Genomic DNA, 25,154 nt, shown 5'->3' with positions numbered 1-25,154 from the left:
AACCGCTATCGCCCAAGAGTGTAGACGCTGCCGGTCATTCGTCTCCCGGAGCCAGCAACAGATTCGGTGCCAGCCGCTGAAAACCATCCTGAGCCAAACGCATATCGAGCAGCAAACTGCTCAGATCCGCTGACAATGCCTCGGCGTCGGCATCGTTTTCCAGATACACCAGTTTCAGATAACTGTTGCAGCCGGGACAAACCTCCGCGCGCAACGGCGCCTGATTCGCCGCGTGACGATCGTCCTCGACACTCAGATAATCCAGACCTTTGCTCGACTCGCAATACACACACTTGACCCGCACCACATGCCATTCGCAAGCACACAGCGAACACACCAGATAACGCAAACCGTTGTGCTTGCCGCGATGGCGGATCACCCCGGCCATCGCCGGTGAACCGCAGGCCGGGCATTGGCTGAGGCTGTCGCCGGGTCTGAGTTTCAGATCCGGCGCACTGAGCAGCCAATGGCTCCACGCCGTTTGCAATGCCGCGCCGAGAAACGGCACCAGTTGCGCCGGCACCATCGAATATTGACCGCTGACCAACGCCACCGCCCATGCGCGTAACTGGCCGGAACTGGCGGCGCGCAGCGTGTCCACCGCTGCAACGACAGCGGGTTGACCCAAAGGCGGGTAACGCTGCAGAACAGCGCCGAGATAAGCTTGCCAGCCCTCTTCGCGCACCAACGTATCCGCCGCGAACGGCGGCAAACCATGCTGCTGACACGCTTCGATCCGTTGCTGATCGAACGGCGCCACCAGCGGTGGATCATCGAACACCTGCTGCTGCACCCGGCACAATCCGGCGATCAAGCGCAGATACTCGGCCAGCGCATGCCCCTCGGCCAGTTGCTCCAGCCGTTGCGCGCGCAAGGTAAACAGGTTAAGCGGCGGCAGATGCAGAAACGGCGGCGAACTCGCCGCCGCTTCGATTTCCCCGGGTTCCAGAATGGTTGGCAAAAGTCAGCCCTTTTTGGTGATCGGTCGCTCCGGCACGTCCGGATGGCGTTCATCGCGGGTGATCTCGCGATACCAGAGTTCATGGTGTTTCTTCGCCCAGGCGCGGCTGACCCAGCCATGCAGCATCGCATCCACCGAACCCTTGATCCACAGCCCCGCGTAGATGTGAATGATGATGCTCAGCACCAGAATGAACCCGGCCAGCGCATGCAGGAGCATCGCCCAGCGAATCACGGTGATGCCGAAATACGCACTGAACCAGGCGCGCCAGATCACCAGCCCGGTGAACAACAAACCGAGCATGCACAGCAGTAAAGTCCAGAACAACAGCTTTTGCCCGGCGTTGTATTTGCCCACGGGCGGCACGCTTTCTTCGTCGTTGACCAGCACCCGATCAATGCGCCGCAGCCATTTACCGTCGTTGCTGATGAAGAAGTTGGCGCGCCAGAAACTCAGCACCAGACCGAGGAAAAACACGAACATCGCTATTCCCATGTACGGATGCAGAATCCGCGTCCACGGCCCGCCGCCAAACAGGTTGCTCAGCCAGAACAGCGACGGATGAAACAACGCCAGCCCGGACAACCCGGCCATGAAAAACAGGATCGCCACCAGCCAGTGATTGGTACGCTGGTTGGCGGTATAACGCAGGATCGTCTTGTTGCTCATGGCCGGTCCTCCCCGCGTGGATCGAAGGTGTGTACCGCCGGATCAACGACGTGCACCGAGGTGTCGGCTGGCGTTGGATGCTCATCTTCTTCGACCCGGTTCGGGCCGATGCGCACGTAATGGAAGAACCCGGCCAACACCGCCGCGCCCATGGCCAACAGGCCCAGAGGTTTGCTGATGCCTTTCCACAACCCCACCAACGGACTGATCGCCGGATCCTGCGGCAGATTGGCGTAAATGGTCGGCGTGTCAGCGTGGTGCAACACGTACATCACGTGCGTGCCGCCAACACCTGCGGGGTCATACAGACCGGCGTTTTCGAAGCCACGGCTTTTCAGGTCGACGATGCGTTCGGCGGCGTGTTCCTTCATGTCTTCCTTGGTGCCGAAGACGATTGCACCGGTCGGGCAGGTTTTCACGCAGGCCGGCTCAAGCCCCACAGCCACGCGATCCGAACACAAGGTGCATTTGTAGGCCTTGTGATCTTTCTGCGAAATGCGCGGAATGTTGAACGGGCAACCGGTGATGCAATATCCACAACCGATGCAGTGATCCTGATCGAAATCGACGATGCCGTTGGCGTGTTTGATGATCGCGCCGGGGCTCGGGCACGCCGCCAGACAACCGGGCTCGGCGCAGTGCATGCAGCCGTCCTTGCGGATCAGCCACTCGAGGTTGCCGGCGTCGGTTTCGTGCTCGGTGAAGCGCATCAACGTCCAGGTTTCCGCGCTGAGGTCTTGCGGATTGTCATAGGTGCCGTGGTTGTGGCCGACCTCGTCGCGCAACTCGTTCCATTCCGAGCAGGCAACCTGGCAGGCCTTGCAACCGATGCATTTGGTGGTGTCGATCAGCTTGGCCACCGCTTCCTGATTCCTCACCGATGGCGGCACCGTGGTGGTGGCCGAGCGGGCAATGATGTCTTGGCTGGCCATTTACAGTTTCTCCACGTTGACCAGGAATGACTTGGATTCCGGGGTCTGTGTATTGCCATCGCCGAGGAACGGCACCAGGGTGTTGGTCAGGTAACCGTGACGCGTCAGTCCGGTAAAACCCCAGTGCAGCGGGATACCGATCTGATGCACGACCTGGCCGTTGACCTGCAGCGGCCGGATCCTTTTTGTCACCACCGCCACCGCCTCGATAAACCCGCGCTTGCAACTGACGCGCACCCGATCTCCGGCAGCAATGCCCTTCTCTTTCGCCAGCACTTCGCCGATTTCGACGAACTGCTCGGGTTGGGCAATTGCGTTCAACTTGCAATGCTTGCTCCAGAAGTGGAAATGCTCGGTGAGCCGGTAACTGGTGCCGGCGTACGGGAAGTCCTTGGCCTCGCCGAGGGTTTCCCAGACCGAATCGAAGATCCGCGCCGCCGGGTTGCTGGTGGCTTTCTTGTTTTGCGGGTGCAGCGGGTTGATGCCGATCGGTGTTTCGAACGGCTCGTAGTGCTCGGGGAATGGCCCTTCATTCATCTTGTCGACGGCGAAGAACCGCGCCACGCCTTCGGGGTTCATGATGAACGGGTTCATCCCGGCTTCCGGCGGCACGTCGGCTTTGTAGTCCGGTACGTCGGTGCCGGTCCAGGCCTTGCCGTTCCACCACACCAGGCGTTTTTTCGGGTCCCAAGGTTTGCCGGACACGTCCGCCGAAGCGCGGTTATAGAGAATCCGCCGATTGGCCGGCCAGGCCCACGCCCAGCCCAAGTGCTGGTGCATGCCGAACGGATCGCTGTTGTCACGCCGCGCCATCTGGTTGCCGGCCTCGGTCCAACTGCCGGCGAAGATCCAGCAGCCGGACGCGGTGCTGCCGTCATCCTTGAGCAAGCCGAACCCGGCCAGTTGCGAGCCGGCCTTCACCGCGACACCGGTGGCATCGGTGAAATCAGCCACGGCGCTGCCATTGATTTCCTTGGCCAGCTCCTCCGGCGAAGGTTCGTCGGCGATCTTGTACGGCCACGTCAGTTTCAGCAGCGGATCGGGGAATTTGCCGCCCTCGGCCTGATAACGCTTGCGCAGGCGCAGGAACAATTCACTCATGATGCGGATGTCGGTCTGCGCTTCGCCCGGACCGTCGGCGCCTTTCCAGTGCCATTGCAGCCAGCGGCTGCTGTTGACCAGTGAGCCGTCCTCTTCGGCAAAACAAGTGGTCGGCAGGCGAATGACTTCGGTCTGGATTTCGTCGGTTTTCACATCGTTGTACGGGCCGACGTTGTGCCAGAACTCCGAGGTTTCGGTGGCCAGCGGGTCCATGACCACCAGCCATTTCAGCTTGGCCAGTGCGCCCATTACGCGGTTTTTGTCCGGCAGCGCAGCGATCGGGTTGAAGCCTTGGCAGAAGTAGCCGTTGACCTTGCCCTGGCTCATCAGGTCGAACATCTTCAGGACGTCGTAGTTGGGGATGTCGAGTTTCGGCAAATGGTCGTAGCACCAATTGTTCTCGACCGTGGCGTTAGCGCCGTACCACGACTTCATCAGGCTGACGTGGAATTTGCTGTAGTTCTGCCAGTACGACAGTTGTCCCGGACGCAGCGGCACTTGCGTACGTTTGTGGATGAAGGCGTTGTAGTCCTGCTCGCTGTCCTGACCCAAGGTCAGATAGCCCGGCAGTGCGTTGGAGAGCAAGCCTAGGTCGGTCAGCCCCTGAATATTGGAGTGACCGCGCAAGGCGTTGACCCCGCCGCCGGGCATGCCGACGTTGCCCAGCAACAGTTGCACCATCGCCGCGCTGCGGATGATCTGCGCGCCGATCGAGTGCTGGGTCCAGCCGAGGGCGTAGAGAATCGTCATGGTCTTGCCCGGAATCGAACAAGTGGCGATTTCTTCCCAGATTTTCTGCATGGCATCGACCGGCATGCCACAGATCTGGCTGGCGAGGTCGATGTTGTAGCGGCTGTAATGCTGCTTCATCAATTGATAGACGCAGCGCGGGTCTTGCAGCGTCGGGTCGACTTTGACAAAGCCGTCGTCGCCCATCTCGTAACCCCAGCCGGACTTGTCGGTATAGCTGCGTTTCTCTGCGTCGTAGCCACTGAAAATGCCGTCTTCGAAGCCGTAGCCTGCTCTGACGATGAACGACATATCGGTGTAATTGCGCACGTACTCGTGCTGGATCTTGTCCTCGGTCAGCAGGTAATTGATCAGGCCGCCCATGAAGGCGATGTCGGTGCCGGTGCGGATCGGCGCGTAGTAGTCGGCCACCGAAGCGGTCCGGGTAAAACGCGGATCGACGACGATCAGCCGCGCAGCGTTGTGCGCCTTGGCCTCGGTCACCCATTTGAAGCCGCACGGATGCGCTTCTGCGGCGTTGCCACCCATCACCAGGATCAGATTCGCGTTGGCGATATCGGTCCAGGTATTGGTCATGGCTCCACGGCCGTACGTCGGGGCAAGACTTGCCACCGTCGGGCCGTGTCAGACACGCGCCTGGTTATCGAACCCCAGCATGCCGAGACTGCGAATCACCTTCTGGGTGATGTAACCGGCTTCGTTGGACGCTGCCGACGCGGCGAGGAACCCGGTGCTCAGCCAGCGATTCACCGTCTGCCCGTTGGCATTTTTCTCGATGAAGTTGGCGTCGCGGTCGGTTTTCATCAGGTCGGCGATGCGATCGAGCGCTTCGTCCCAACTGATCCGCGTCCATTCACTGCTGCCCGGCTTGCGCGTTTGCGGGTAGAGCAAACGGCCGGGGCTGTGAATGAAGTCGAGCAGGCCTGCGCCTTTCGGGCAGAGGGTGCCGCGGTTGACCGGGTGGTCGGCGTCGCCCTCGATGTGAATGATGCTTTGCGCGACGTTCTTCGCAGTATCGCCCTGGCTGTACATGATCAACCCGCAGCCGACCGAGCAATACGGGCAGGTGTTGCGGGTTTCATGGGTGTGGGCAAGCTTGAAGTGGCGCACCTGCTCGGCGAAGGCTGGCGTCGGGGCCATGCCCAACGCGCCCAGGCTCGAGCCTGCAAGGCCGATACCGGCGACCTTGAAGAACTGACGACGGCTGAGATCCATCGTGCACTCCTGATCAGGTGGAACCCGGTACTGGTGCCGGGTTTTATCTGGACAATCACGGTTGCGGCAAACGCGTGCCGACCTTTTCACTGTAGACAATGACCACACGATCTGTGTGAAAACCGACCGTCGGCGACAATCGGTCATGCACTGGAAAACCTGTGGGAGCGAGCCTGCTCGCGAAGAGGCCCTGTCAGTTGAGACAAATATTGACTGACAGACCGCTTTCGCGAGCAGGCTCGCTCCCACAGGTTTTGTGTGCTCCTGCACGGCCATGGGCTTATCATGCCCGCAGGACCAATCCCGCCTTCACGAGACCGCGCATGACTTTCGATTTTGATCAGCTATTCGACCGCCACAACACTGGCAGCACCAAGTGGAGCCGCTATTCGGCCGACGTCTTGCCGATGTGGGTCGCTGATATGGATTTCGCCGCGCCGCCGGTCATCATCGAGGCTTTGCAACAGCGCCTGCTGCATCCGCTGGTGGGCTACAGCGTGGCGCAGGACAACCTGCGTGAAGCCATCGTCGCTGACCTCTGGGCCAAGTTCGCCTGGAAGGTAAAACCGCAAGAGCTGATCTTCCTGCCGGGCGTCGAGTCCGGTTTCAACATGGCTCTGAAAGCGCTGGTACAGCCGCAGCAGAATGTCGTGGTGCAAGTGCCGAACTACCCGCCACTGCGCCACGCGCCGGGCCACTGGGGTTTGAACAAGGTTGAGCTGGAGTTCCTCGCGCAAGCTGACGGCACTTACCTGACGCCGCTGGACGTGCTGCGTGAATCGCTGAACGGTGGCGGCGCGCTGTTGCTGAGCAACCCGCACAATCCGCTGGGCAAAGTGTTTGGCCGTGAAGAGTTGCAAGCGGTGGCGTATATCTGTGCGGCGCAGGACGCCTGGATCATCTCCGACGAAATCCACGCCGAACTGTGCTTCGACGGTCGCGTGCACATTCCGACCGCCTCGTTGAGCCCGGAGATTGCCAAGCGCACGATCACTCTGATGTCGGCGAGCAAGGCCTACAACATCGCCGGCCTGAAGACCTCGTTCATGATCATTCAAGATGCGGCCTTGCGTGAGCGCGTCAACCACGCCCGCTGCGGCATGGTCGACAGCGTCAACCCGCTGGGCATGGAAGCCACCCGCGTGGCTTATAGCGAAGGCGCGCCGTGGCTGGCCGAGTTGAAAACCTATCTGCAGGCCAACCGCGACTGGCTGGTGGAAGCGGTGCGCAGCCGCTTGCCGGGCGTGACCATCAATGTGCCACAGGGCACGTATCTGGCGTGGCTGGATTGCTCGGCGCTGGATCTGGCCGATCCGCAGCAGTTCTTCCTTGAGCAGGGCAAGGTTGGCCTCAGCGCCGGTCTGGACTTCGGCGATCAACACCAGCAGTTCGTGCGCCTGAACTTCGGCTGCCCACGCTCGTTGCTCGAAGAAGGCATCGCCCGCATGGAGCGCGCCCTGACACAACGCAACACCTGAAACCACCACCAAACCCTGTGGGAGCTGGCTTGCCAGCGATAGCGGTCTGACATTCAACATTAATGTCGACTGACACATTGCTATCGCTGGCAAGCCAGCTCCCACAGGTTCTGTATCGAGTCTGAAGACCGGCGTAAATCCGATCGAACTCACGGCAAACACACCGGGTCAACCGCCCATACCAGCCCTGAGACCTCGGAGACCCGCGATGACCGACTATCCAAAACCACCCTTCCCCGCACAGGCCCAGACCGTTCCCGGTTCGCAACGCAAAATGGAACCCTATCCCGATTGCGGCGAGCAAAGCTATGTCGGTTCCGGGCGACTGGCCGGCAAGATCGCCCTGATCACCGGCGCCGACAGCGGCATCGGCCGCGCCGTGGCCATTGCTTTCGCCCGTGAAGGCGCCGACGTGGCGGTCGCCTATTTGAACGAACACGAAGACGCCAAGGAAACCGCGCGCTGGGTCGAACAGGCCGGGCGTCAATGCCTGCTGCTGCCGGGCGATATTGCGCAAAAGGCCCAGTGTCAGGCCTTGGTCGACAAAACCGTCGAACGCTTCGGCCGCATCGACGTGCTGGTCAATAACGCCGCGTTTCAGATGACCCACGAAACCTTCGAAGAAATCCCCGACGAAGAATGGGTGATGACCTTCGACGTCAACATCACCGCGATCTTCCGGCTGTGTCAGGCAGCGATCAAACACATGCGTGCCGGGGCGTCGATCATCAACACCAGTTCGATCAACTCCGATTTGCCCAAACCTACCCTGCTTGCCTATGCCACCACCAAAGGCGCGATTGCCAATTTCACTGGTGGTCTGGCACAGATGCTCGGTCCGAAGGAAATTCGCGTGAATTGCGTGGCGCCGGGGCCGATCTGGACGCCGCTGATCGTCTCGACCATGCCCGATGAAGAAGTACAGAACTTTGGTGGCAACACCCCGCTCGGCCGCCCCGGTCAACCCGTGGAAGTCGCGCCGATCTACGTGCTGCTGGCCTCGGACGAAGCGAGTTACATCACCGGCCAGCGCTATGGCGTGACCGGTGGCAAGCCGATGCTTTGAGTAAATGCACTGCGGGGGTTTGCGCAGGCGGCGGTCTGTTGATTCTGATTTTTAAAACAAGATCAAAAGATCGCAGCTTGCGGCAACGCCTACAGGGGCGGCGTCAGGAGCGAAAGGGTCTCTGCAGGCGGCCGTCATTAATCACTGAAGGCGGCAAATCATGAGTTTTACTGTGTGGGTTGCCGTACTCGGTGCCGTGCTGCTGACGTTGGCACTGACTTCTTCGTATCTGCGCTGGATGCCGGTGACGACTTCGGCAGTGTGTCTGTTGCTGGGGATCGGCATCGGCCCCAGTGGCCTCGATCTGCTGAAACTGTCGTTGGAAAACGCTTCGCTGTGGATGGAGCACCTGACGGAAGTCGCGGTGCTGTTTTCCCTGTTTGTCTGCGGTTTGAAGTTACGTTTGCCTTTGCGCGACAAGCGTTGGCGGATTGCTTTTGGCCTGGCCGGGCCAGTCATGTTGCTGACCATCATCGGTGTTTGTCTGCTGCTGCATTTTGGCTTGCGCTTGCCGTGGGGGCCGGCACTGTTGATCGGCGCGATTCTGGCACCGACCGACCCGGTACTGGCGGCACTTGTCCAGGTCAACGATGCGCGGGATGTCGACAGCGTGCGTTTCGGGCTCTCGGGCGAAGCAGGATTGAATGACGGCATCGCCTTCCCCTTCGTGATTCTCGGCCTGTTGTTGCTGCACGGTGATGGCAGCGCCAGCGAATGGCAGGGCTGGGTCTTGCGCAGTGTGTTGTGGGCGGTGCCGGCCGGGTTACTCACCGGTTACTGGATGGGCCGAGGTATCGGGCGCGTGACGCTTTCGCTACGAATCCGCAATGACGACAGCACCCTCAGCCCCAATGATTATCTGGCGTTGTCGTTGATTGCCCTGGCCTATGTGGTTGCCGAGGCGATTGGCGGTTATGGCTTCCTGTCGGTGTTCGCCGCCGGGCTGGGTTTGCGTCAGGTGGAAGTGCAATCCACCGGCGCCGGCCAGCCGCCTGCCGAGCATCTGGTGCAACCGGTGGTAGGCCATCAGAACGTCGAACCGCAACACGCGGTGCATGGCGACACCGAACGGCTGGAAAGCAGCCAGGTTGCCGCGGGGATCATGATGGGTGACATGTTGTCATTTGGCAGTCTGGTCGAGCGCGCCATGGAAGTGTTTCTGGTGACCTTGCTCGGCGTCGTGCTGGTGGCGCATTGGGATTGGCGGGCGTTGCTGGTGGGCGGTGTGTTGTTCTGCCTGATCCGCCCGGCCTGCGTCGCGCTGATGCCATGGGGCGCGCTGCTGGAGGGACGGCAACGGCTGTTGATCGGCTGGTTTGGCATTCGCGGGATCGGCAGCCTGTTTTATCTGTTTTATGCCTTGAATCACGGGCTGACCGACACGGTGGCCACGCAATGCACCGACCTGACCTTGTCGGTGGTCGCGCTGAGCATCCTGCTTCACGGGATCAGCACCCAACCGATCCTCGCTCGCTATGAACAGCGCAAGAAACAAAAAACGTGATTTTTAATCGCGGATTTTATCGACGGATTAATCGAATTTTTTTCTGTAAAAAAATGGATCCTTGCTTAATCGCCGACAGTCACAAGCATAACCCCCCGCCAGATGTGTCCGGCGGGGCCCGGCAGGTTCGGTTCCCCTGCGGCGATACGCCTATGAAACGGAATCCTTGAAGAATAAGGTCACGAACATGAAAGAATGCTCGACTCCTGCACAAATCAAGGCTTGCAGAGCACTGGCTCTGGAACGCAATCGTCAATTGTTCGATAACGCCCACACGCTCAACCGAGCGGCCAATGCGCTGCTTGACGTCAAGGATCTGGACATCGAACAGTTCGAGCGCTACCGCGCGCTGCGCAAGAAAGCCGATTCGATGTTTGAAGATGCCATCGATCATTTGTGCGTCTTGAATGAAGATTTCCCGCCAATCCCGATGTCTTCGCAGAACTCGGTGGCGTTGCGTCGAGAGCTTGAGACCGTGGAGTGAAGCGGAAAAGCCCCTCACCCTAGCCCTCTCCCTGAGGGAGAAGGAACTGACCGGGGTGAATGGTTGAAATACGCCGACTTGAGATACCGCGTTGAACGCAGATTTTGACCACGACACTGAGATACCGAGTCGAACGCAGATTTTGACTGCAGCGAAGATCTGCTCCCTTCCCCCTCGCCCCCTTGGGGGAGAGGGCTGGGGTGAGGGGGATCGATCTGAATGGCAACACAAAATCCAAGCGAATGAAAAAGCCCGGCCACATAAGCCGGGCTTTTCTATACCTGCCCATCACCCTCCAGGATTGGTCACCTGAATAAACACCGCATAACTCCCCAGCAACACCCAGAACGTCGCAAAGATCCAAGGCGTGCGCACCGAGAACAGCAGCGACTTGCGATAACCCTTGTGGCTCGATTCCATCTCGCTGAACAACGGCGATTCGTCATACGCCAGGCCCATCAGCGGCTCGCTGTGGAGCAAGTGGCTCTGCTTGAAATGCCAGTGATCGATGATGTCGTACGCTGCGCGAATCCCCGGCCAGGCGTTCAAGGAACTGAGCAGCCCGAGCAGCGCCAGAAACGGTGGCACCACCAGCGTGAACAACTTGCCCCACTCCGGATTGAGGTTGGCCATGCAGGAGGCGAAGGCGATCACCAGGAACGACTGCGCCGCCAGATAGGCATCGGTGCGGTTGGCAAGAATGCTGGTTTCGTACTGGATCTCCCGCCGATAGAAATCCAGCCGTTCCTTGGGTGAGCCGAACATCTTGGCGTCATGTTCGGTCAGGGTTTCTTCAGCGGTGGGCTCAGTCAGTATGCGAGACAAAAGATGCACGCTCCGGGGTTGGGAAAACGTTTAGAAGTCCCCGTTTGCGCGCAAGTTCAGCCGGATTGACCGGCGCCTCACTTCATCGATTGCGCAATGATCGCCACCAGATTCATCTGCGTGAACGGCTTGGGCAACCGCGGCAGTTGCGCGGCAAAACCCTCCAGGCGCTCGGCGTAGCCGGTGGCAAGAATGATCGGCAGATCCGGTTTGAGCACCCGCACCGCGTGGGCCAGTTGCGCACCGCTCATATGGGGCATGGCCATGTCGGTGATCAACAGGTCGATGACCTCACCCTGATCGAACAGCGTCAGTGCCTGCGAACCCGACGTGGCGCTGATCACTCGATGCCCCAGGTCTTCGAGCAGCAGGCTGGTGCTGGTCAACACCAGCGAATCGTCATCCACCACCAACACGCTGAGCCTGGGCACCGTGATCGGCTCTGCCGGCGGATACAGCGGCTTGCTGGAGACACCCTCGTCAGCCACCGGAATCCACAGTTCAGCCGTGGTGCCCTGGGCTTTTGCACTTTTGAGGACGAAGCGGCCACCGAGTTGTTCCATATACCCGTGCACCATCGACAGCCCCAGCCCTGTGCCTTTGCCCAAGCCTTTTGTGGTGAAAAACGGGTCTCTGGCCGAGGCCAGCGTCTGCGCATCCATGCCCTCCCCGCTGTCGATCAGACTGAGACAGACATAACGCCCGGCCGGCAGATCCGCATGACCGAGTTCGAGCACCACTTGTGCTTCAGCGCTGATGATCACCGTGCCGCCGTCGGGCATGGCGTCACGGGCGTTGGTCGCCAGATTGAGCAAGGCCAGTTCCAGTTGATTGCTGTCCGCCAGCACCGGTTGCAGATCCTCGGGAAACCGCGCATCGACGCGGATGCCCGGCCCCAGGGAACTGCGCAACAGTCCGGTAATGCCTTGCACCAATTGGGGGATGTCGACGGACTCGGTCTTGAGCTCCTGACGGCGGGCAAAAGCCAGCATGCGCTGGGTCAGCGACACGCCACGTAATGCGCCTTGGGTGGCATTTTCCAGCAAACGGCTGATTTTCGCGTCGTCACCGATGCGCTTTTGCACGATTTCCAGATTGCCGAGAATCACTGTCAGCAGATTATTGAAGTCATGGGCGATGCCGCCGCTGAGCTGACCGATGGCCTGCATCTTCTGCGCCTGAAACAGGGCTTCGCGGGTTTTCTCGAGCGCCTGCTGGGCCTGATGCGCTTCGGTGATGTCGCGGGTGATCTTGGCAAACCCGAGCAAAGTGCCGGTATCGCCGCGAATCGCATCGACCACCACATGGGCGAGAAACCGCGTGCCGTCCTTGCGCATGCGCCAGCTCTTGTTCTCAAAGCGGCCTTCACGAGTGGCTATTTCCAGCGCCCGCTGCGGCTCGCCGAGTTCGCGGTCTTCGGGGGTATAGAAAATCGAGAAGTGCTGACCGATGATTTCTTCCGGCAGATAACCCTTGATGCGCTGGGCGCCCTGGTTCCAGTTGCTGACCCGGCCCTCGGGGCTGAGCATGTAGATGGCATAGTCGGTGACACCCTGCACCAGCAGGCGGAACTGCTGTTCGCTTTGCTTGAGGGTTTCTTCGGCCATCTTGCGATCGGTGAGATCGCGGGTGATCTTGGCGAAACCGAGCAACTTGCCGTCGGGATCAATGATCGGGTCGATCACCACGTGCGACCAGAAGTTGGTGCCGTCCTTGCGCACCCGCCAGCCTTCGCCCTCGAAACGCCCCTCGCGGATCGCGGTATCGAGCGCACGTCGCGGCAGACCGGCAGCGCGATCATCGGCAGTATAGAAGCGCGAAAAATGCTCGCCGAGGATTTCCGCCTCTTCGTAACCCTTGAAGCGTTTGGCGCCCGAGTTCCAGCTGGTGATGATGCCATCCGGGTCGATCATGTAGATCGCATAGTCGACGACCGCATCGATCAACAGCCTGAAACGCATCTCCTCGATCGCCGCGGTCTTGTTCTTTTCAATCATCACATTCACCGCACACAGTTATGTGCTGGAGTATGCGTTAATCCGGCGAATTGAAAAGCGTCCGCCTCGTTTTTGATTGACCACCAGCGCGGCAGCAACTGCTGGATCCGCGGCTCGGCAAAGCGGTCGTCAATCAACATGAGCACACCACGATCTTCGCGTGTGCGGATCACCCGGCCGGCGGCCTGCACCACTTTCTGCACTCCGGGATACAGGTAGGTGTAGTCATACCCGGCGCCGAAGATTGCCGCCATGCGGCGTTTCAACTGTTCATTGACCGGATTGAGTTGCGCCAGACCGAGCGTGGCGATGAACGCGCCGATCAGGCGTGCGCCAGGCAAATCGATACCTTCGCCGAATGCCCCGCCCAATACGGCAAAACCTACGCCCTGACTTCGCACGGTGAACTGGTCGAGAAACGCCTGCCGCTGCCCTTCGAGCATGCCGCGCGACTGCTGCCACACCGTGATGTGCGGATGCCGCTCGGCCAGTAACGTTGCGACCTGCTGCAGATAGTCGAAGCTGCTGAAAAACGCCAGGTAATTGCCCGGACGCTCGCCGAACTGCCTGGCGATCAGCTCGACAATCGGCTCCAGCGACGCCTGGCGGTGATTGAAGCGCGTTGAAATCCGGCTGACCACCTGCACCTGCAACTGCGCCGGGCTGAACGGCGATTCGACGTCGACCCACACCGTATCGTCCGGTGTGCCAAGCAAATCGGCGTAATAGTTGCGCGGGCTCAGCGTGGCGGAAAACAGTACGCTGCTGCGCGCCGCTTTCAGACGCGGGCCAATAAACGCCGCGGGGACCACGTTGCGCAGGCACAGTTGCGACAACGGGCGCTTGCGCTCGAGGTCGCGCTTGCTGATATCGAACAGGTAATGCTCATCGAACAACTCCGCGACCCGGGCAAACTGCAGCAGCTCGAAATAGAAGCTTTGCAATGCGCTGTCGAGTCCCTGTGGATGGTCATTCTGGTAATCGCCGATGGCCGCGCAACACAGGGAGATCGCTTGCAGCAGTTTTTCCGGCGCCTTGTCGTAGGCCTGATACGCGGCCAGTTGCGGAGCATGCAGCGTGTTCCATTCACGGTTGAGCCGTTGCAGGGATTTTTTTAGCGGTTCAGGGGCGGTTTTACGCACGGCGCCAAGGACGAACTGATCGAGACTGGCGCTGTACATCTGACGTCCGCGCTCAACGAGGTTGTGCGCCTCATCGGCCAGCACGGCGACTTTCCACTGATTGAGCTGGGCCAGACCGAACAGGAGTGCACTGAAATCGAAGTAATAGTTGTAGTCGGCGACCACCACGTCAGCCCAGCGGGCCATTTCCTGGCTCAAGTAATACGGGCACACCGCATGCTGCGCGGCAACGGCGCGCATGGCGGGCTGATCGAGCAGACTGATGCGGCTGGCGGCCTCACGCGCGGCCGGCAAGCGATCGTAGAAACCTTGTGCCAACGGGCAGGATTCGCCATGGCAAGCTTTGTCCGGGTGTTCGCAGGCCTTGTCCCGAGCGACCATTTCCAGAACCCGCAAGGGCAGGTTCGGCGACTGTTCGAACAGCACCTGGCTGGCATCGAGCGCCAGTTTGCGTCCCGGCGTCTTGGCGGTCAGGAAGAACACTTTGTCCAGTTGCTGCGGCGCCAGCGCCTTGAGCATCGGAAACAACGTGCCAAGGGTTTTGCCGATGCCGGTCGGTGCCTGGGCCATCAGGCAGCGCCCGGTGCTGATCGCCTTGAACACCGATTCAGCCAGATGCCGCTGCCCCGAACGAAACTCGGCGTGAGGAAAGCTCAGTTGCTGCGCCGCCAGGTTGCGCACCTCGCGATGGGCCATTTCCTGTTCGGCCCAGAGCAGGAACACGCCACACTGTTGCTCGAAAAACACTTGCAGGGCCTCAGCGCTGAATGCCTCGACCAGACAGGTTTCCTTTTCGCTGACGATGTCGAAATACACCAGCGCCAGATTGATCCGCTGCAGATCGAGTTTGCGGCACATCAGCCAGCCGTAGATTTTCGCTTGCGCCCAGTGCAACCGGCGGTGATTGGCCGGTTGTTTGCTCAGGTCGCCCCGGTAGGTTTTGACTTCTTCCAGGCAGTTTTGCCCCGGATCGTAGCCGTCCGCCCTGCCCTTGACCTTCAACTGGCGAAACTCGCCTTCCAGGGCCACTTCGCTTTGGTATTTCTCGTTGCGCCGCGAGGCCACGGTACGGTGGCCGGCAATGCCTTCGAGTGCCGTCGGCGACGGGGTGAAACGCAGGTCGAGGTCGCCGGTCTTGGCGGTGAACTCACACAGCGCCCGCACCGCAATGCTGTAGCTCAAGCGCTCTGCTCCGCCCATTGCACGTAGCACACGGCCACCGGCATCTGGTGTTCGTGGCAGAACTCCAGCCAGCGCAATTGGTTGTCCTGCAAGCGGTCACCGGGGCCTTTGACTTCAATCATCCGGTAGGTTTTGTGTTGCGGCCAGAACTGGATCAGATCGGGCATGCCGGCGCGGTTGGCCTTGATGTCGAGCAACAGCCGATTGAACCAGTGCTTGAGGTGTTCAGCCGGCAGGCAGGCCAACGCCTGTTCGAGCAGCTGCTCATTGAGTGCGCCCCAAAACACGAACGGCGACTGAATACCCCATTTGGCGACGAATCGCTGGCGAATGGTCGAGGCGTAGCGACCATCGTCGAGCTCGTCGAGACAGGCCTGGAACAGCTCGGCGCGGCGCGGCTGGAAGTCTTCATTGAGCAGATCGACCGGCCCGCGCTGGAAGGTGAAAGAATGCACCGGGCAACGGCGCGAAGATCGCCGGCCAGCACAACAAACCGAACAACGAGTTGATCAGGCTGTTTTCCACGTAGTGCACCGGGCCGTCGTCATCATGCAGGTGCGCCTGCACGTAAAACTCCACCGACAACCCAGGATCGCTGCGCAGCAACTGCAAATCGAGGCGTTCGACCGGTTTCGCCGCTGTACGCTTGAGTGGCGGCCCGCCGAGTTTGCGCCGCAATCGCGGCATTATTCGCTGCAGGCCTTGCTGTTCGGCAGCGCTTTGCGGCGTCTGTTCCGCCAGCGTGCCGAGTTCCAGGCCAAGGGCGTATTCGCCGCAGCGTTCCAGCACGCGGATCATGCGCAATCGCGCGCCGGGATAGGCGCAGTCGCGGTAGATGCTCAAGGCCAGCGCAAACTCGCTGATGCGCTCGCAATACTGGCCGATCTGGAACAACACCTTGCCTCGTCGACGTTGCAACCAGGGGTTGTCGAAGTGCAAGGCGCCGACTTGCTCGACAATGGCTTGCAGCGGTTCACCGGCCTCGAAGCGCAACTGGCAGTTATGCAGGAACAGGCAGGCGTCGACATCCTGGCGGCTGCGCAGGCCGCGCGAATCAGCGCAGAATTCGACTTTTTCGTAGGTAAAGATCCCCAGATCAGCGAGGACGAATTCCGACCAGTCCTGATAAAGATTGCCAAAGAACATCAGACGCAGGCGATCGCACAGGTCCATGATGGTCAGGCTGAACAGGCGCTCTGCCAGTAACGGCGCCCAATCGCGCAGGCTACGGGCATCGGCGAACTGTTCGGTGAGCAACGGCAGCCAATCGTCCTTGCGCCCCTTGGGTTGCTCGATGAACGCGCCAAATGCCTGGAGAACCTCGGCCTTGAGCAGCACATCGAACAGTTCGGCCATCGTCAGCGCTGCGAATTCGTCGAGCCAGCCATGATTCAGCAGCGGTTGCGCGGCGTGCGCGATGTCACCGATTTCAGGGTAATTGAGTTTACCGACACGAAAGTGCACGCCCTTGCGCATCACCATGCGCACCAGCAGGCCCTGCGAGGCCTTGGGCAATGCCTTGAAATCGCGGATGAAGCCGTGCTCGGTTTCGCTCATCACGTCGGCATAGCGCAGCTCAAGCCAATCAAGCACTTGCCGGAAGTTGTTGAGGTAATAGAACGGGTCGTCGAGGGGATTGGCAGTCACGGGAATTCAGGGCCATGGCGAACGAGTACTGGTTATGCGTACAGATACCAGCTCTGCCCTGCCCGGTGCAAATGGAAAAGGATCAATGGCATTTTTTAACCGGGCAATCGAACTTTTTCCGGCGCAGTGGCACCAACCGCGTTACAGGACCGACAATGCTCGGGTTCACATCGCATGAGGAAGTAGAGGTGGGTATGAAAATCAACAGGCTGGGCATTCCCTTGGCAGTCGTCGCGCTGCTCGTGCTGGGCGGTTGCTCGACCCAGACAGTGGTGACCTTGCAGAACGGCACCCAGTATTTGACCAAGGACATGCCGAAGACCAAAACCAAGGATGGCTTCTATGAGTTCGAGGATATTTCCGGGGCCAAGGTGAAAGTCCGCGCCGATGAAGTCGCGACGGTCCGCGAAGAGGACTGAAACCCCCGCAATCTCTGTAGGAGCTGCCGCAGGCTGCGATCTTTCGCTCGTGATTTACAAGATCCGGATCAAAAGATCGCAGCCTGCGGCAGCTCCTACAGGGGAAGTTTGTGTTATTCGAAGGTTGGCATGCCCGGAATGCTGCCATCGCAAGGCATGTACGTGCCGCCCCGCTTGACCACTTCACCTTGCAAACGCCGGCAGCGTTCCAGATCCTGCTGCGCCATGCGATCAATGCTCAGATTGCCGGTGGTCTGCGGCTGCTTGCCGTCACCCAAACGCAGAGTCACGAACGGTTGTTCAGGCTGAATCTGAAAGCGGCTTTTCTCTTCGACCGGTTCGACTGCTTCGGTTTTCGGCGCGCTCGGCAGTTGGTCGGTGGTGATGCCGTAGCGGCTCAGAATCGAGCTTTGAGGCAGATCGGCGCAGACATTGGCCGAACACAGCGCCAGTGCGACGAAGCCGATATACCCCTTGAAACCTTTCACGTTTGAATCTCCTGTACTCAATGGCGGCTAGCTATAGAACGTGTGTGCACGTGCTGGCTTTAGGCCGCATTTCCTGTTTGGCAGGGATTTGAGTCAGGGAGTGGCTGTTGAGTCACTTTTAAACCGCGTTATCGTTCTTCGCGAGCAGGCTCTCTCCCACAGGGTTCTGTAAACGACACAGATCCAGTGTGGCAGCGAGCTTGCTCGCGAAAGGGCCCTTGCCGGCACCCCATCAACATCAGGCGATCACGACACCGTCAGCACTCAGGCTATTGAGCGACACGCCCACCAGTGTCACCGAGTCGTTGCCAAACGTCAGCACCGTATCCTGTCCAACGGTCGCGGCATGGGCACGGAAATCCTCAGTCGGCAGAACACCCTGTACGCCGAGGAAGACCAGTTTGTCGTTCGTTGTGTAACCGACCACCCGATCCTGGCCGAACGCGCCGTTGAACAGGAACGTATCCGCCCCGCCCCCCGATTCCATCAGGTCATTGCCGGCACCGCCGACAAACACGTCATTACCCGTGCTGCCGATCAAGTGATCGTTACCGTCGAGGCCAAACAGCCAATCGCCACCGGCATGCGCCTTCAGCGTGTCGGCGCCAGCGCTACCTTTGACGCTGGACTCGTACGCCGTGACATTGCTGCCGACCTTCAGGCCGCTGGCGGTGACGCTGTGAGTGACGTCATCCTTGAACAGCCCCCAGAGAAACCCCGGTTCCTTGGTGACAATACTGCCGATGTCGCGGGTGATACTGATCCCGCCGTTGGCATCGCGGATGTACAGATTGCCGGCGCCGTCGTTGGCGAAGTCGAACTTGCCCACCGCTTGCTGCAAGTCCAGGGTATTGCTGCCCTGCCCGCCAAGGATGATGTTGTAGCCGCCACTGTCACGGAAGGTGTCGTTGCCGGCACGGCCTTCCAGATAGTCGTTGGCGCTGCCGCCCTGGATCAGATCGTTGCCGTCGCTACCGATGATGAACGTGCTGCCCTTGTGGGTTTCGGCGTTGCGATTGAGATCCTGCACCCAGGTGTTGGCTCGCGCCGGATCGGACAGGTTGGCAACGATGATTGTCGAGTCGCGGCTGGTCAGGTCGTAGAACTTCGAATCCAGTACACGGGTCATGCCGTCGCCGTAACCGGTGGGCAGGTGTGAAATCCACGTTGGAATGTTGAGGATCGAGTACGGCAGCAGATTCCACGCGGTCGAGGCGTAGTGATCGTTGAAGCTGACGATGTTGTCAGTGGTCGAGGCATGCGGCGCGTCGTGCACGCCTACCGAGGCGCCGGTGAAGGTCGAGCCGTCGAGAGCTCGAAACACCGGATCGTTTTCATAGCCGACGTTAAGCACTTTGTCGGTGCTGCTTTGCGTTGGCGAGGCATAGGCGATGTAGTTGGAGTCGGCAAAGAATCCGCCCCACTTGCCGCCGCTCAAGTCGGCCATGCTGTTGACGGCCAGGCCGCCGAGACTGTGGCCGCTGACCAATATGTCCTTGCCGGTGAGGCCGTTGGCCTTGGCGAAGGCCATCACGTCATTGAGCAGATTGCCGAACGCTTCGCCAACGTAGTTTTTCGCGTAGTCGTTGGGGCCGAAGGCCGCGAGCAGGTCGTTGATCACGTCGCCGATCGAGTCGCCAATGAGGATTTCTCGCGGGCCACTGGTGCCACGAAAGGCAATGCCAAGCTCGGTGAGATGGCCTTGGGCGTCGTACTTGCCGAGGATCTCGACCTGAGCGCTGGTGTAGCCGGCCTTCTCGCCGAAAAAGGTTCCTCGCGCATCGGTCTTGCCTTCGTAGCCCAGTTGCGAGGCGGTGATCGGCGTCCAGCCGGCCGCTTTAACCGCATCGAGGGCGAGTTTTTCCGAGTCGGGATTCCATGGAATGCCCGGGATGACACCTTGCGAGTCGGTACCGCCAATCAACGCGGTGACCAGTGTGGCTGGCAGGCCGATGCCGAAACCGTTGTGCTGATAACCGCTGGCAAAACCGTTATCGAGGTTGTGGTAGGAGTACAGAGTGATTGCCATGGCATCGCTGAACAACGCCTTGGAATCGTCCGTGCCGAAATTCTTGTAGTCATACACACCCATTGCTATTGCCTCTCTCTTTGTTGGAATTGTTCAGAGATAGCTCACAGCCAGTGCGCCCCTCACGGAGCGCTCCGGAGCATTTCAACACCCCATGTAAACCCCCAGTAGGAGTTGTCGAGTGCAACGAGGCTGCGATCTTTTGATCTTTAAAAACACAATCAAAAGATCGCAGCCTGCGGCAGCTCCTACCGGGGCGTTGGTCAGGCGAACACGAACGCCGAGTCCGACAGGTTAGTCACGCCTACCCCTATCAGGGTCACGGCAAAGTCGCCAATCTTCAGCACCGTATCGCCACCGGTCTGCGCCACATGTTGCTTGTAGTCGTAGCCCTGCCCCGCGCCTTCGACGCCCATGAACACCAGTTTGTCGCCGCCCTGATAACCATTGATGGCATCGAAGCCGAACGCGCCGCTGAACAGGAAGGTGTTGCCGCCGCCAACCGCCGTCATCACATCGTTACCGGCGCCGCCAACAAAGGTCACGTGGCCTTTGTCGCTGATCAGTCTGTCGTCGCCACCGAGACCGAACAGCCAGTCGCCATCGGCCGTCGCATGCAACGCGTTGCCGTAGCCATCACCGCTGAGCGAATGGTTGTACTGCGTCAGCTCATTGCCATTGGTCAGCCCTTTGGCCGTCACACCCCAGGTGATTTCCTTGCTGCCCCACCACGAACCCGACTCCTTGCTCACCAGCGCACCAATGTCGCGGGTCATGCTGATGCCGCCGTAGGCGTCGCGCACATACAGCGTGCCGTCGCCGTCATTGGCGAAGCTGAAGTTCTGCAATGGCTTCTGCAGCTCGAAGGTGTTGTAGCCCTGACCACCGAGCAGGATGTTGAAACCGCCGTCATCGCGGAAACGGTCATCGCCCGCGCGACCTTCAAGGAAGTCGTTGCCCGCGCCCCCCTTGAGCCAGTCATTGCTGTCGGTGCCGATGATGAATGTGCTGCCGGTGTGCGGCTCGCCACTGCGGCCGAGATCCTCGACCCAGGTCTTGCCTCGGGACGACGCTTCCAGGTTGGAGACGATGATCGTCGAGTCCTTGCCGGTGAGGTTGTAGAACTTCGAATCGATCACTCGATTCAGGCCATCGGCATAGCCCAGCGAGCTGTGCGCCGACCAGCTCAGCGGATTGACGATGCTGAACGGCACCAGGTTTTGCGCGGTGGAGGCGTAATTGTCGTTGAAGTTGACGATGTTGTCGGTGGTCGAATCATGCGGTTTGTCGTGCTTGCCCATCGACGCGGTGCTGAACGTAGTGCCATCGAGCACGCGAAATACCGGATCGTTCTCGTAACCGATGTTCAGCACGTTATTACCGGTGCTGCTCTGGGTTGGCGAGGCGAACGCAATATAATTGGCGTCCTTGAAGAAACCTCCCCAGTTGCTCGCGCTCAATTCGGCCACGCTGTTGACCCCGAGCCCGCCAAGGCTGTGGCCGCTGATCAACACGTCCTTGGCGGCGATGCCGTTGGCAATGGCAAACGCGGCGACAGCCTTGAGCAGATTGTCGAAAGCGTTTTTTGCGTAGTTGCTGGCGTAATCCGATGGTCCGATCGCTGCCAGCAAGTTGTTTTTCATGTCGCCAAAGGTATCGCTATAACCCAGCCCGCCAGTGCCACGAAAGGCAACGCCGATGCCAACCAACTTGCCGGCGGCGTCGTATTTGCCAAGTACTTCGGCTTCGGCGCTGGTGAAGCCGTCCTTCTCACCGAAGAACGTACCCTGCGCCCCGACCTTGCCTTGATAACCCAGCGCGGTCGCGGCAACGGGTGCCCATCCCGTCGCCGGCAATGGCTGGCCGGTCGGCGTGTAGGCATACAGCGTGAGTGCGATGGCGTCGCTGTACAACGCTTTGCCATCGGCACTCTTGTAATCGAACAATCCCATGTTGTGCCCTCTCTTCCTTTAAAAAACCCGGCAGTTTCGTCTGGAACTGCCGGCGCTGCCTAGAACTGCCAGTCGAGCGTCAGGCCCACCCCGTGGTCCTTCTCGTTCGCGCCGATCAGCCCGTTGTAATCCAGGTTCACCCGCACATCGCGGTTGAGCGCCAGCCCCGCCCGCACGCCGACTACGGCGGCGTCGCGATCCATCGACACACTCTGCACGGTGAACGCGCTGTTGCCATTGGCAAACGCCAGATGGCTGTCAGCGTCGACGCTGCTCAGGTTGTGCTGCCAGCCCAGGCTCGCCCCCAGTTCCAGTTGATGCTGGTCCGACAGAGCAAAACTGCGCTTGGCGCGTACGCCGAGCGTCGACAACAGCACATCGCGGTTGTCTTCGCCACCTTTGAGCGCGGCGGCATCGCCTTTTTCGGTAAAGCTGTCGGTGTTCAGGTGCACGTAAGACAGGTTGGCGAACGGCTCAAGGTTCATCGGTTGCAAGCCCAGATCGTAAGCGGCTTCAGTGAACAATTGCGCCGTGCTCGCGTCGCGTTTGGTCTTCTGCTTGCCGCTGACGTCAGCGAACTGCAGATCACGTTTCGCGTCGATGCGATGCCAGCTGTAGGCGCCGCCAACGGTCAGGCGCAGTGCATCGATTTGATGCCCCAGATATGCACCGAGGTGGTAGCTGTCAACCGAGGCTGACGAATGCGTGCCGCTGCCCATGCTCAATGAACTGTCGCTGTAACCAGTAACGAAGCCCAGGCGGGTATCTTCAGCAATCAAGCCATCGACACCGGCCAGCAGACCACCGATGGAACTGGTGGAGTCCGCGTTTTTATTGCCGCCATCGCTGGTGCCCCACGAACCCAGCACCTTGACCCAGGCATTGCTGCGATCATCAGTCGGTGCATCGGCGTTAAACAGATCACGCTCGCGCAGGCGCTCGCCGACTGCCTCGCGCAGGTAACGGCTGTCGTTGATCAACAGCGTGCCGATCGCCGGATGAATCTCACCGGATAACTGCTGGAACGCTTGTTGCGCCACGGCCGCATTGGGCGACAGCAGCAGGGTTTCGAACAGCGCATTGCCTGCGCCCAGCCGCTCGGCAGCCGCACCGACCGCTCGCTGGTTTGGCGTCAGACCGACACTGGCGAACGACGCGCCATTGCGCCCAACCTCCAACTGAACGCCACTGGCCGAATACGCCAGGGTGCCGCCGAGAAAGGCGTAGTCGGGCAGCACCTGGCCAAATTGCCCTTCGATACCGCCCGCCGCTTGCAGGATATTGAACTGCGTACCGAGCAGGCTTTTCACCTCAGTGGTGGTCAGCAGCGTCGGGCTGTTTTCCAGTGACAGACTGACCGTGGCCCCCTCGATCACTGCCTTGCCATCGGCGACAATCCTGTCGCTGGCGGTCGGCGAGACTTCCACGGCATAGGTCGAACCCGGCTCGAAGGTCACGTCACCCGCAACATTCAGGGTGCCGATGGAGTTGCCCGGCGCCACCGTACCGCCGTTTTTCACCGACAGTGCGCCGATGCGGCCGTTACCGCCAAGGATGCCGCTGTCATTCACGGTGACCGCCGAGGCCAGCGAACCGTTGATGGCCAGTCGGCCCTGATTGACCAGCGTCGGGCCGGTGTAGCTGTTGTTGCCGGTCATCACCAGCGTACCGATGCCCTGCTTGGTCAAGCCGCCGTGGCCGGAAATGTCGTTGCGCCAGGTGTCGAGGCCGCAGGTGATGTCGCTGCACAGACGCTCGGTCGGTTTGCCTTGATCGATGATCGCGCCGATGCCAGGCAAATCCGCGACAAACTGGCCGGAGCCATAGGCTCCCTGAATGCGGAACTCCTCAGGAATGTCTGTCTCGGTGACGAACATGGCCGGGCCATCAATTCCTTTGCGCAGGTTGATCATGCCCCAGCCATACAAGGCGTCGATGCCCGGTGCGCCGAGGTCGGTCGCGGTGGTACGCAATACCGTGGCGACCTGATCGCCGCTCATGTACGGGAAGCGTTCCATCAGCACGGCCATGGAGCCGGCCACGTGCGGCGCGGCCATCGAGGTGCCGTTGTAATTTTTGTAGCCGGTGGTCAGGTTGTCGGCGTTGGTGCCTTCGATGATTGCGCTGTAGATTTTCGTGCCCGGCGCCGAGACGCATAAGCTCGCGGTGTAGCCGCAACGCGAGGAAAACGTACTCATGATGTACGGATTGGCGCTGGCCAGATCAGGGTTCTTCTGCAATGCGGCGACGGTGATCCAGTTCGGCGCAATCTCCGGGACAAAATAGCCGAGGCCGGCAATGGCATCCGGATTGTTGAGGTTGTAGTCATTGCCGGCGGCGAAGATTGTCACGATACCGCTGCGTGCGGCGGCGATGGCACCGTCATACGCGCCACCGGCTTTGGTTCCGAGCAACGTGCGGATTTCGTTGAACTGCAACTGCGCGTCATTGACGGTGAAGTGCGGGTACGCCGGATCCTTGCCGCCGAGGTCGAAGCGGTCGGTGATGCCGATGCCCCAGCTGTTGTTGATGATCCGCGCGCCGCTGGCGATCAGAGCATCCCAACCGGCCTTGTACACCGCGCCGTCGTTGCCGCGCACAATGCCGTCTTCCGGGCCCGGGTCGCCGTTGTCGGCGCTGATGATTTGCGCCCCGAATGCCACGCCGTGCATCGGCCCGCCGTCACGACTGCCGGCGGCGATGCCACCAACGTGAGTACCGTGGGCGCCGAGTTTGCCATCGGAGCCGACCGAGGGCGAACCGTCATAGCGGAACGCGTCGCCCGCTTTCACCGGAATGTACGGGTCGGTGTATTCGCGGATCCCGCTGGTGACCAGGGTGATGACTTTATTGCTGCCGGAAAACTCCGGGTGCGCGGCGTAGACCGGTTGATCGAAGATGCCCAGTTTCACGCCTTTGCCGGTGTAGCCAGCGGCGTAGGCGTAATCGGCACCGATGGCGCTCAGGCCCCAATCGGCCTGAAACTCGTTGCTGCGCCAACTTGAAGGATCACCGCTGCGTCCGGTTTCCACGTAAGGCGCGGCCTGCGCCGTGCCGATAGCGCACAACACCGCGAATGTCAGGGTTTTCATGGCAAAACGGCCACCCGTTTGCGCGGGGGTATTGTTGTTATTCATCCAGCGACCTTCCTTAGTGATGTTGCGAAAAATCCTGATCGTTCCCACGCAGAGCAATGATCGTTCCCACGCGCAGCAAAGGAATGCAGCCCTTGACGCTCCGCGTCACTGGACGCAGAGCGTCCCTAGAGGCATTCCCACGCAGAGCGTGGGAACGATCATTGCCGGGATATCTT

General features: G+C 60.2%; 16 protein-coding genes and 1 pseudogene. 5 read left to right on the top strand and 12 right to left on the bottom strand.

Going from position 1 to position 25,154, the window contains the following annotated elements; all coding sequences use genetic code 11:
- Positions 1-34: 34 nt before the first annotated feature.
- The 4 genes from fdhE to fdnG are packed head-to-tail and all read right to left on the bottom strand — an operon-like array spanning position 35 to position 5,628.
- A complete protein-coding gene (gene fdhE / locus AK821_RS12460) occupies positions 35-961 on the bottom strand; it encodes a formate dehydrogenase accessory protein FdhE (protein WP_064389915.1) in 927 nt (308 codons plus the stop codon).
- 3 nt (positions 962-964) lie between these two features.
- Positions 965-1,630: a formate dehydrogenase subunit gamma gene (locus AK821_RS12455; protein ID WP_064389914.1), complete on the bottom strand. Its 666-nt coding sequence runs from the start codon at positions 1,628-1,630 to the stop codon at positions 965-967.
- Positions 1,627-2,562 carry a formate dehydrogenase subunit beta gene (gene fdxH / locus AK821_RS12450; protein ID WP_064389913.1) on the bottom strand — a complete coding sequence of 312 codons (936 nt, stop codon included), beginning with the start codon at positions 2,560-2,562 and terminating at the stop codon, positions 1,627-1,629. The genes AK821_RS12455 and fdxH overlap by 4 nt, the downstream gene beginning before the upstream one ends.
- Positions 2,563-5,628: a formate dehydrogenase-N subunit alpha gene (gene fdnG, locus AK821_RS12445; protein ID WP_152974159.1), complete on the bottom strand. Its 3,066-nt coding sequence runs from the start codon at positions 5,626-5,628 to the stop codon at positions 2,563-2,565.
- Positions 5,629-5,951: 323 nt separating this feature from the next.
- Here fdnG and AK821_RS12435 point away from each other — a divergent pair, with 323 nt between their 5' ends.
- The 4 genes from AK821_RS12435 to AK821_RS12420 all read left to right on the top strand — a co-directional run bounded on the left by AK821_RS12435 (position 5,952) and on the right by AK821_RS12420 (position 10,160).
- Positions 5,952-7,106 (top strand): MalY/PatB family protein, encoded by a 1,155-nt coding sequence (locus AK821_RS12435; protein ID WP_064389910.1) that lies wholly within the window; start codon positions 5,952-5,954, stop codon positions 7,104-7,106.
- A 208-nt stretch (positions 7,107-7,314) separates the two neighbouring features.
- Positions 7,315-8,172, top strand: coding sequence for a glucose 1-dehydrogenase (locus tag AK821_RS12430; RefSeq protein ID WP_064389909.1), 858 nt, complete (start codon positions 7,315-7,317; stop codon positions 8,170-8,172).
- A gap of 160 nt (positions 8,173-8,332) precedes the next feature.
- Complete coding sequence (locus tag AK821_RS12425) at positions 8,333-9,676, top strand: cation:proton antiporter (protein WP_064389908.1); 1,344 nt, start codon at positions 8,333-8,335, stop codon at positions 9,674-9,676.
- 187 nt (positions 9,677-9,863) lie between these two features.
- Positions 9,864-10,160 (top strand): hypothetical protein, encoded by a 297-nt coding sequence (locus AK821_RS12420; protein ID WP_064389907.1) that lies wholly within the window; start codon positions 9,864-9,866, stop codon positions 10,158-10,160.
- 288 nt (positions 10,161-10,448) lie between these two features.
- On the opposite strand, the gene AK821_RS12415 is transcribed toward AK821_RS12420, so the two are convergent.
- From AK821_RS12415 to AK821_RS12400, 4 genes and pseudogenes are all read right to left on the bottom strand, one after another.
- Positions 10,449-10,985 carry a hypothetical protein gene (locus tag AK821_RS12415; RefSeq protein ID WP_016983364.1) on the bottom strand — a complete coding sequence of 179 codons (537 nt, stop codon included), beginning with the start codon at positions 10,983-10,985 and terminating at the stop codon, positions 10,449-10,451.
- 77 nt (positions 10,986-11,062) lie between these two features.
- Entirely contained in the window at positions 11,063-12,982 is a 1,920-nt protein-coding gene (locus AK821_RS12410; protein ID WP_064390701.1) for a hybrid sensor histidine kinase/response regulator, read from the bottom strand.
- 5 nt (positions 12,983-12,987) lie between these two features.
- The gene (locus AK821_RS12405; protein ID WP_064389906.1) at positions 12,988-15,306 is read right to left on the bottom strand and encodes an ATP-dependent DNA helicase; all 2,319 of its coding nucleotides are present in this window, start codon (positions 15,304-15,306) and stop codon (positions 12,988-12,990) included.
- Positions 15,303-16,953 (bottom strand): annotated as a pseudogene (locus AK821_RS12400) (VRR-NUC domain-containing protein). The gene AK821_RS12405 and the pseudogene AK821_RS12400 overlap by 4 nt, the downstream one beginning before the upstream one ends.
- A gap of 194 nt (positions 16,954-17,147) precedes the next feature.
- Here AK821_RS12400 and AK821_RS12395 point away from each other — a divergent pair.
- The gene (locus tag AK821_RS12395; protein ID WP_064390700.1) at positions 17,148-17,372 is read left to right on the top strand and encodes a YgdI/YgdR family lipoprotein; all 225 of its coding nucleotides are present in this window, start codon (positions 17,148-17,150) and stop codon (positions 17,370-17,372) included.
- A 113-nt stretch (positions 17,373-17,485) separates the two neighbouring features.
- On the opposite strand, the gene AK821_RS12390 is transcribed toward AK821_RS12395, so the two are convergent.
- From AK821_RS12390 to AK821_RS12375, 4 genes are all read right to left on the bottom strand, one after another.
- Positions 17,486-17,860 carry a hypothetical protein gene (locus AK821_RS12390; protein WP_064389905.1) on the bottom strand — a complete coding sequence of 125 codons (375 nt, stop codon included), beginning with the start codon at positions 17,858-17,860 and terminating at the stop codon, positions 17,486-17,488.
- 238 nt (positions 17,861-18,098) lie between these two features.
- Positions 18,099-19,952, bottom strand: a complete 1,854-nt coding sequence (locus AK821_RS12385) for a polyurethane esterase (RefSeq protein WP_064389904.1) — start codon at positions 19,950-19,952, stop codon at positions 18,099-18,101.
- Positions 19,953-20,152: 200 nt separating this feature from the next.
- A complete protein-coding gene (locus AK821_RS12380; protein WP_064389903.1) occupies positions 20,153-21,841 on the bottom strand; it encodes a polyurethane esterase in 1,689 nt (562 codons plus the stop codon).
- Between the two features lie 59 nt (positions 21,842-21,900).
- Entirely contained in the window at positions 21,901-24,933 is a 3,033-nt protein-coding gene (locus AK821_RS12375) for an autotransporter serine protease (protein ID WP_064390699.1), read from the bottom strand.
- Positions 24,934-25,154: the final 221 nt, after the last annotated feature.

This window comes from Pseudomonas sp. RIT-PI-r (genome assembly GCF_001297015.1).
Taxonomy (GTDB): Bacteria; Pseudomonadota; Gammaproteobacteria; order Pseudomonadales; family Pseudomonadaceae; genus Aquipseudomonas.
Note: the sequence above shows the minus strand (reverse complement) of the source record. Positions and strands in the feature narration are given on the sequence as shown.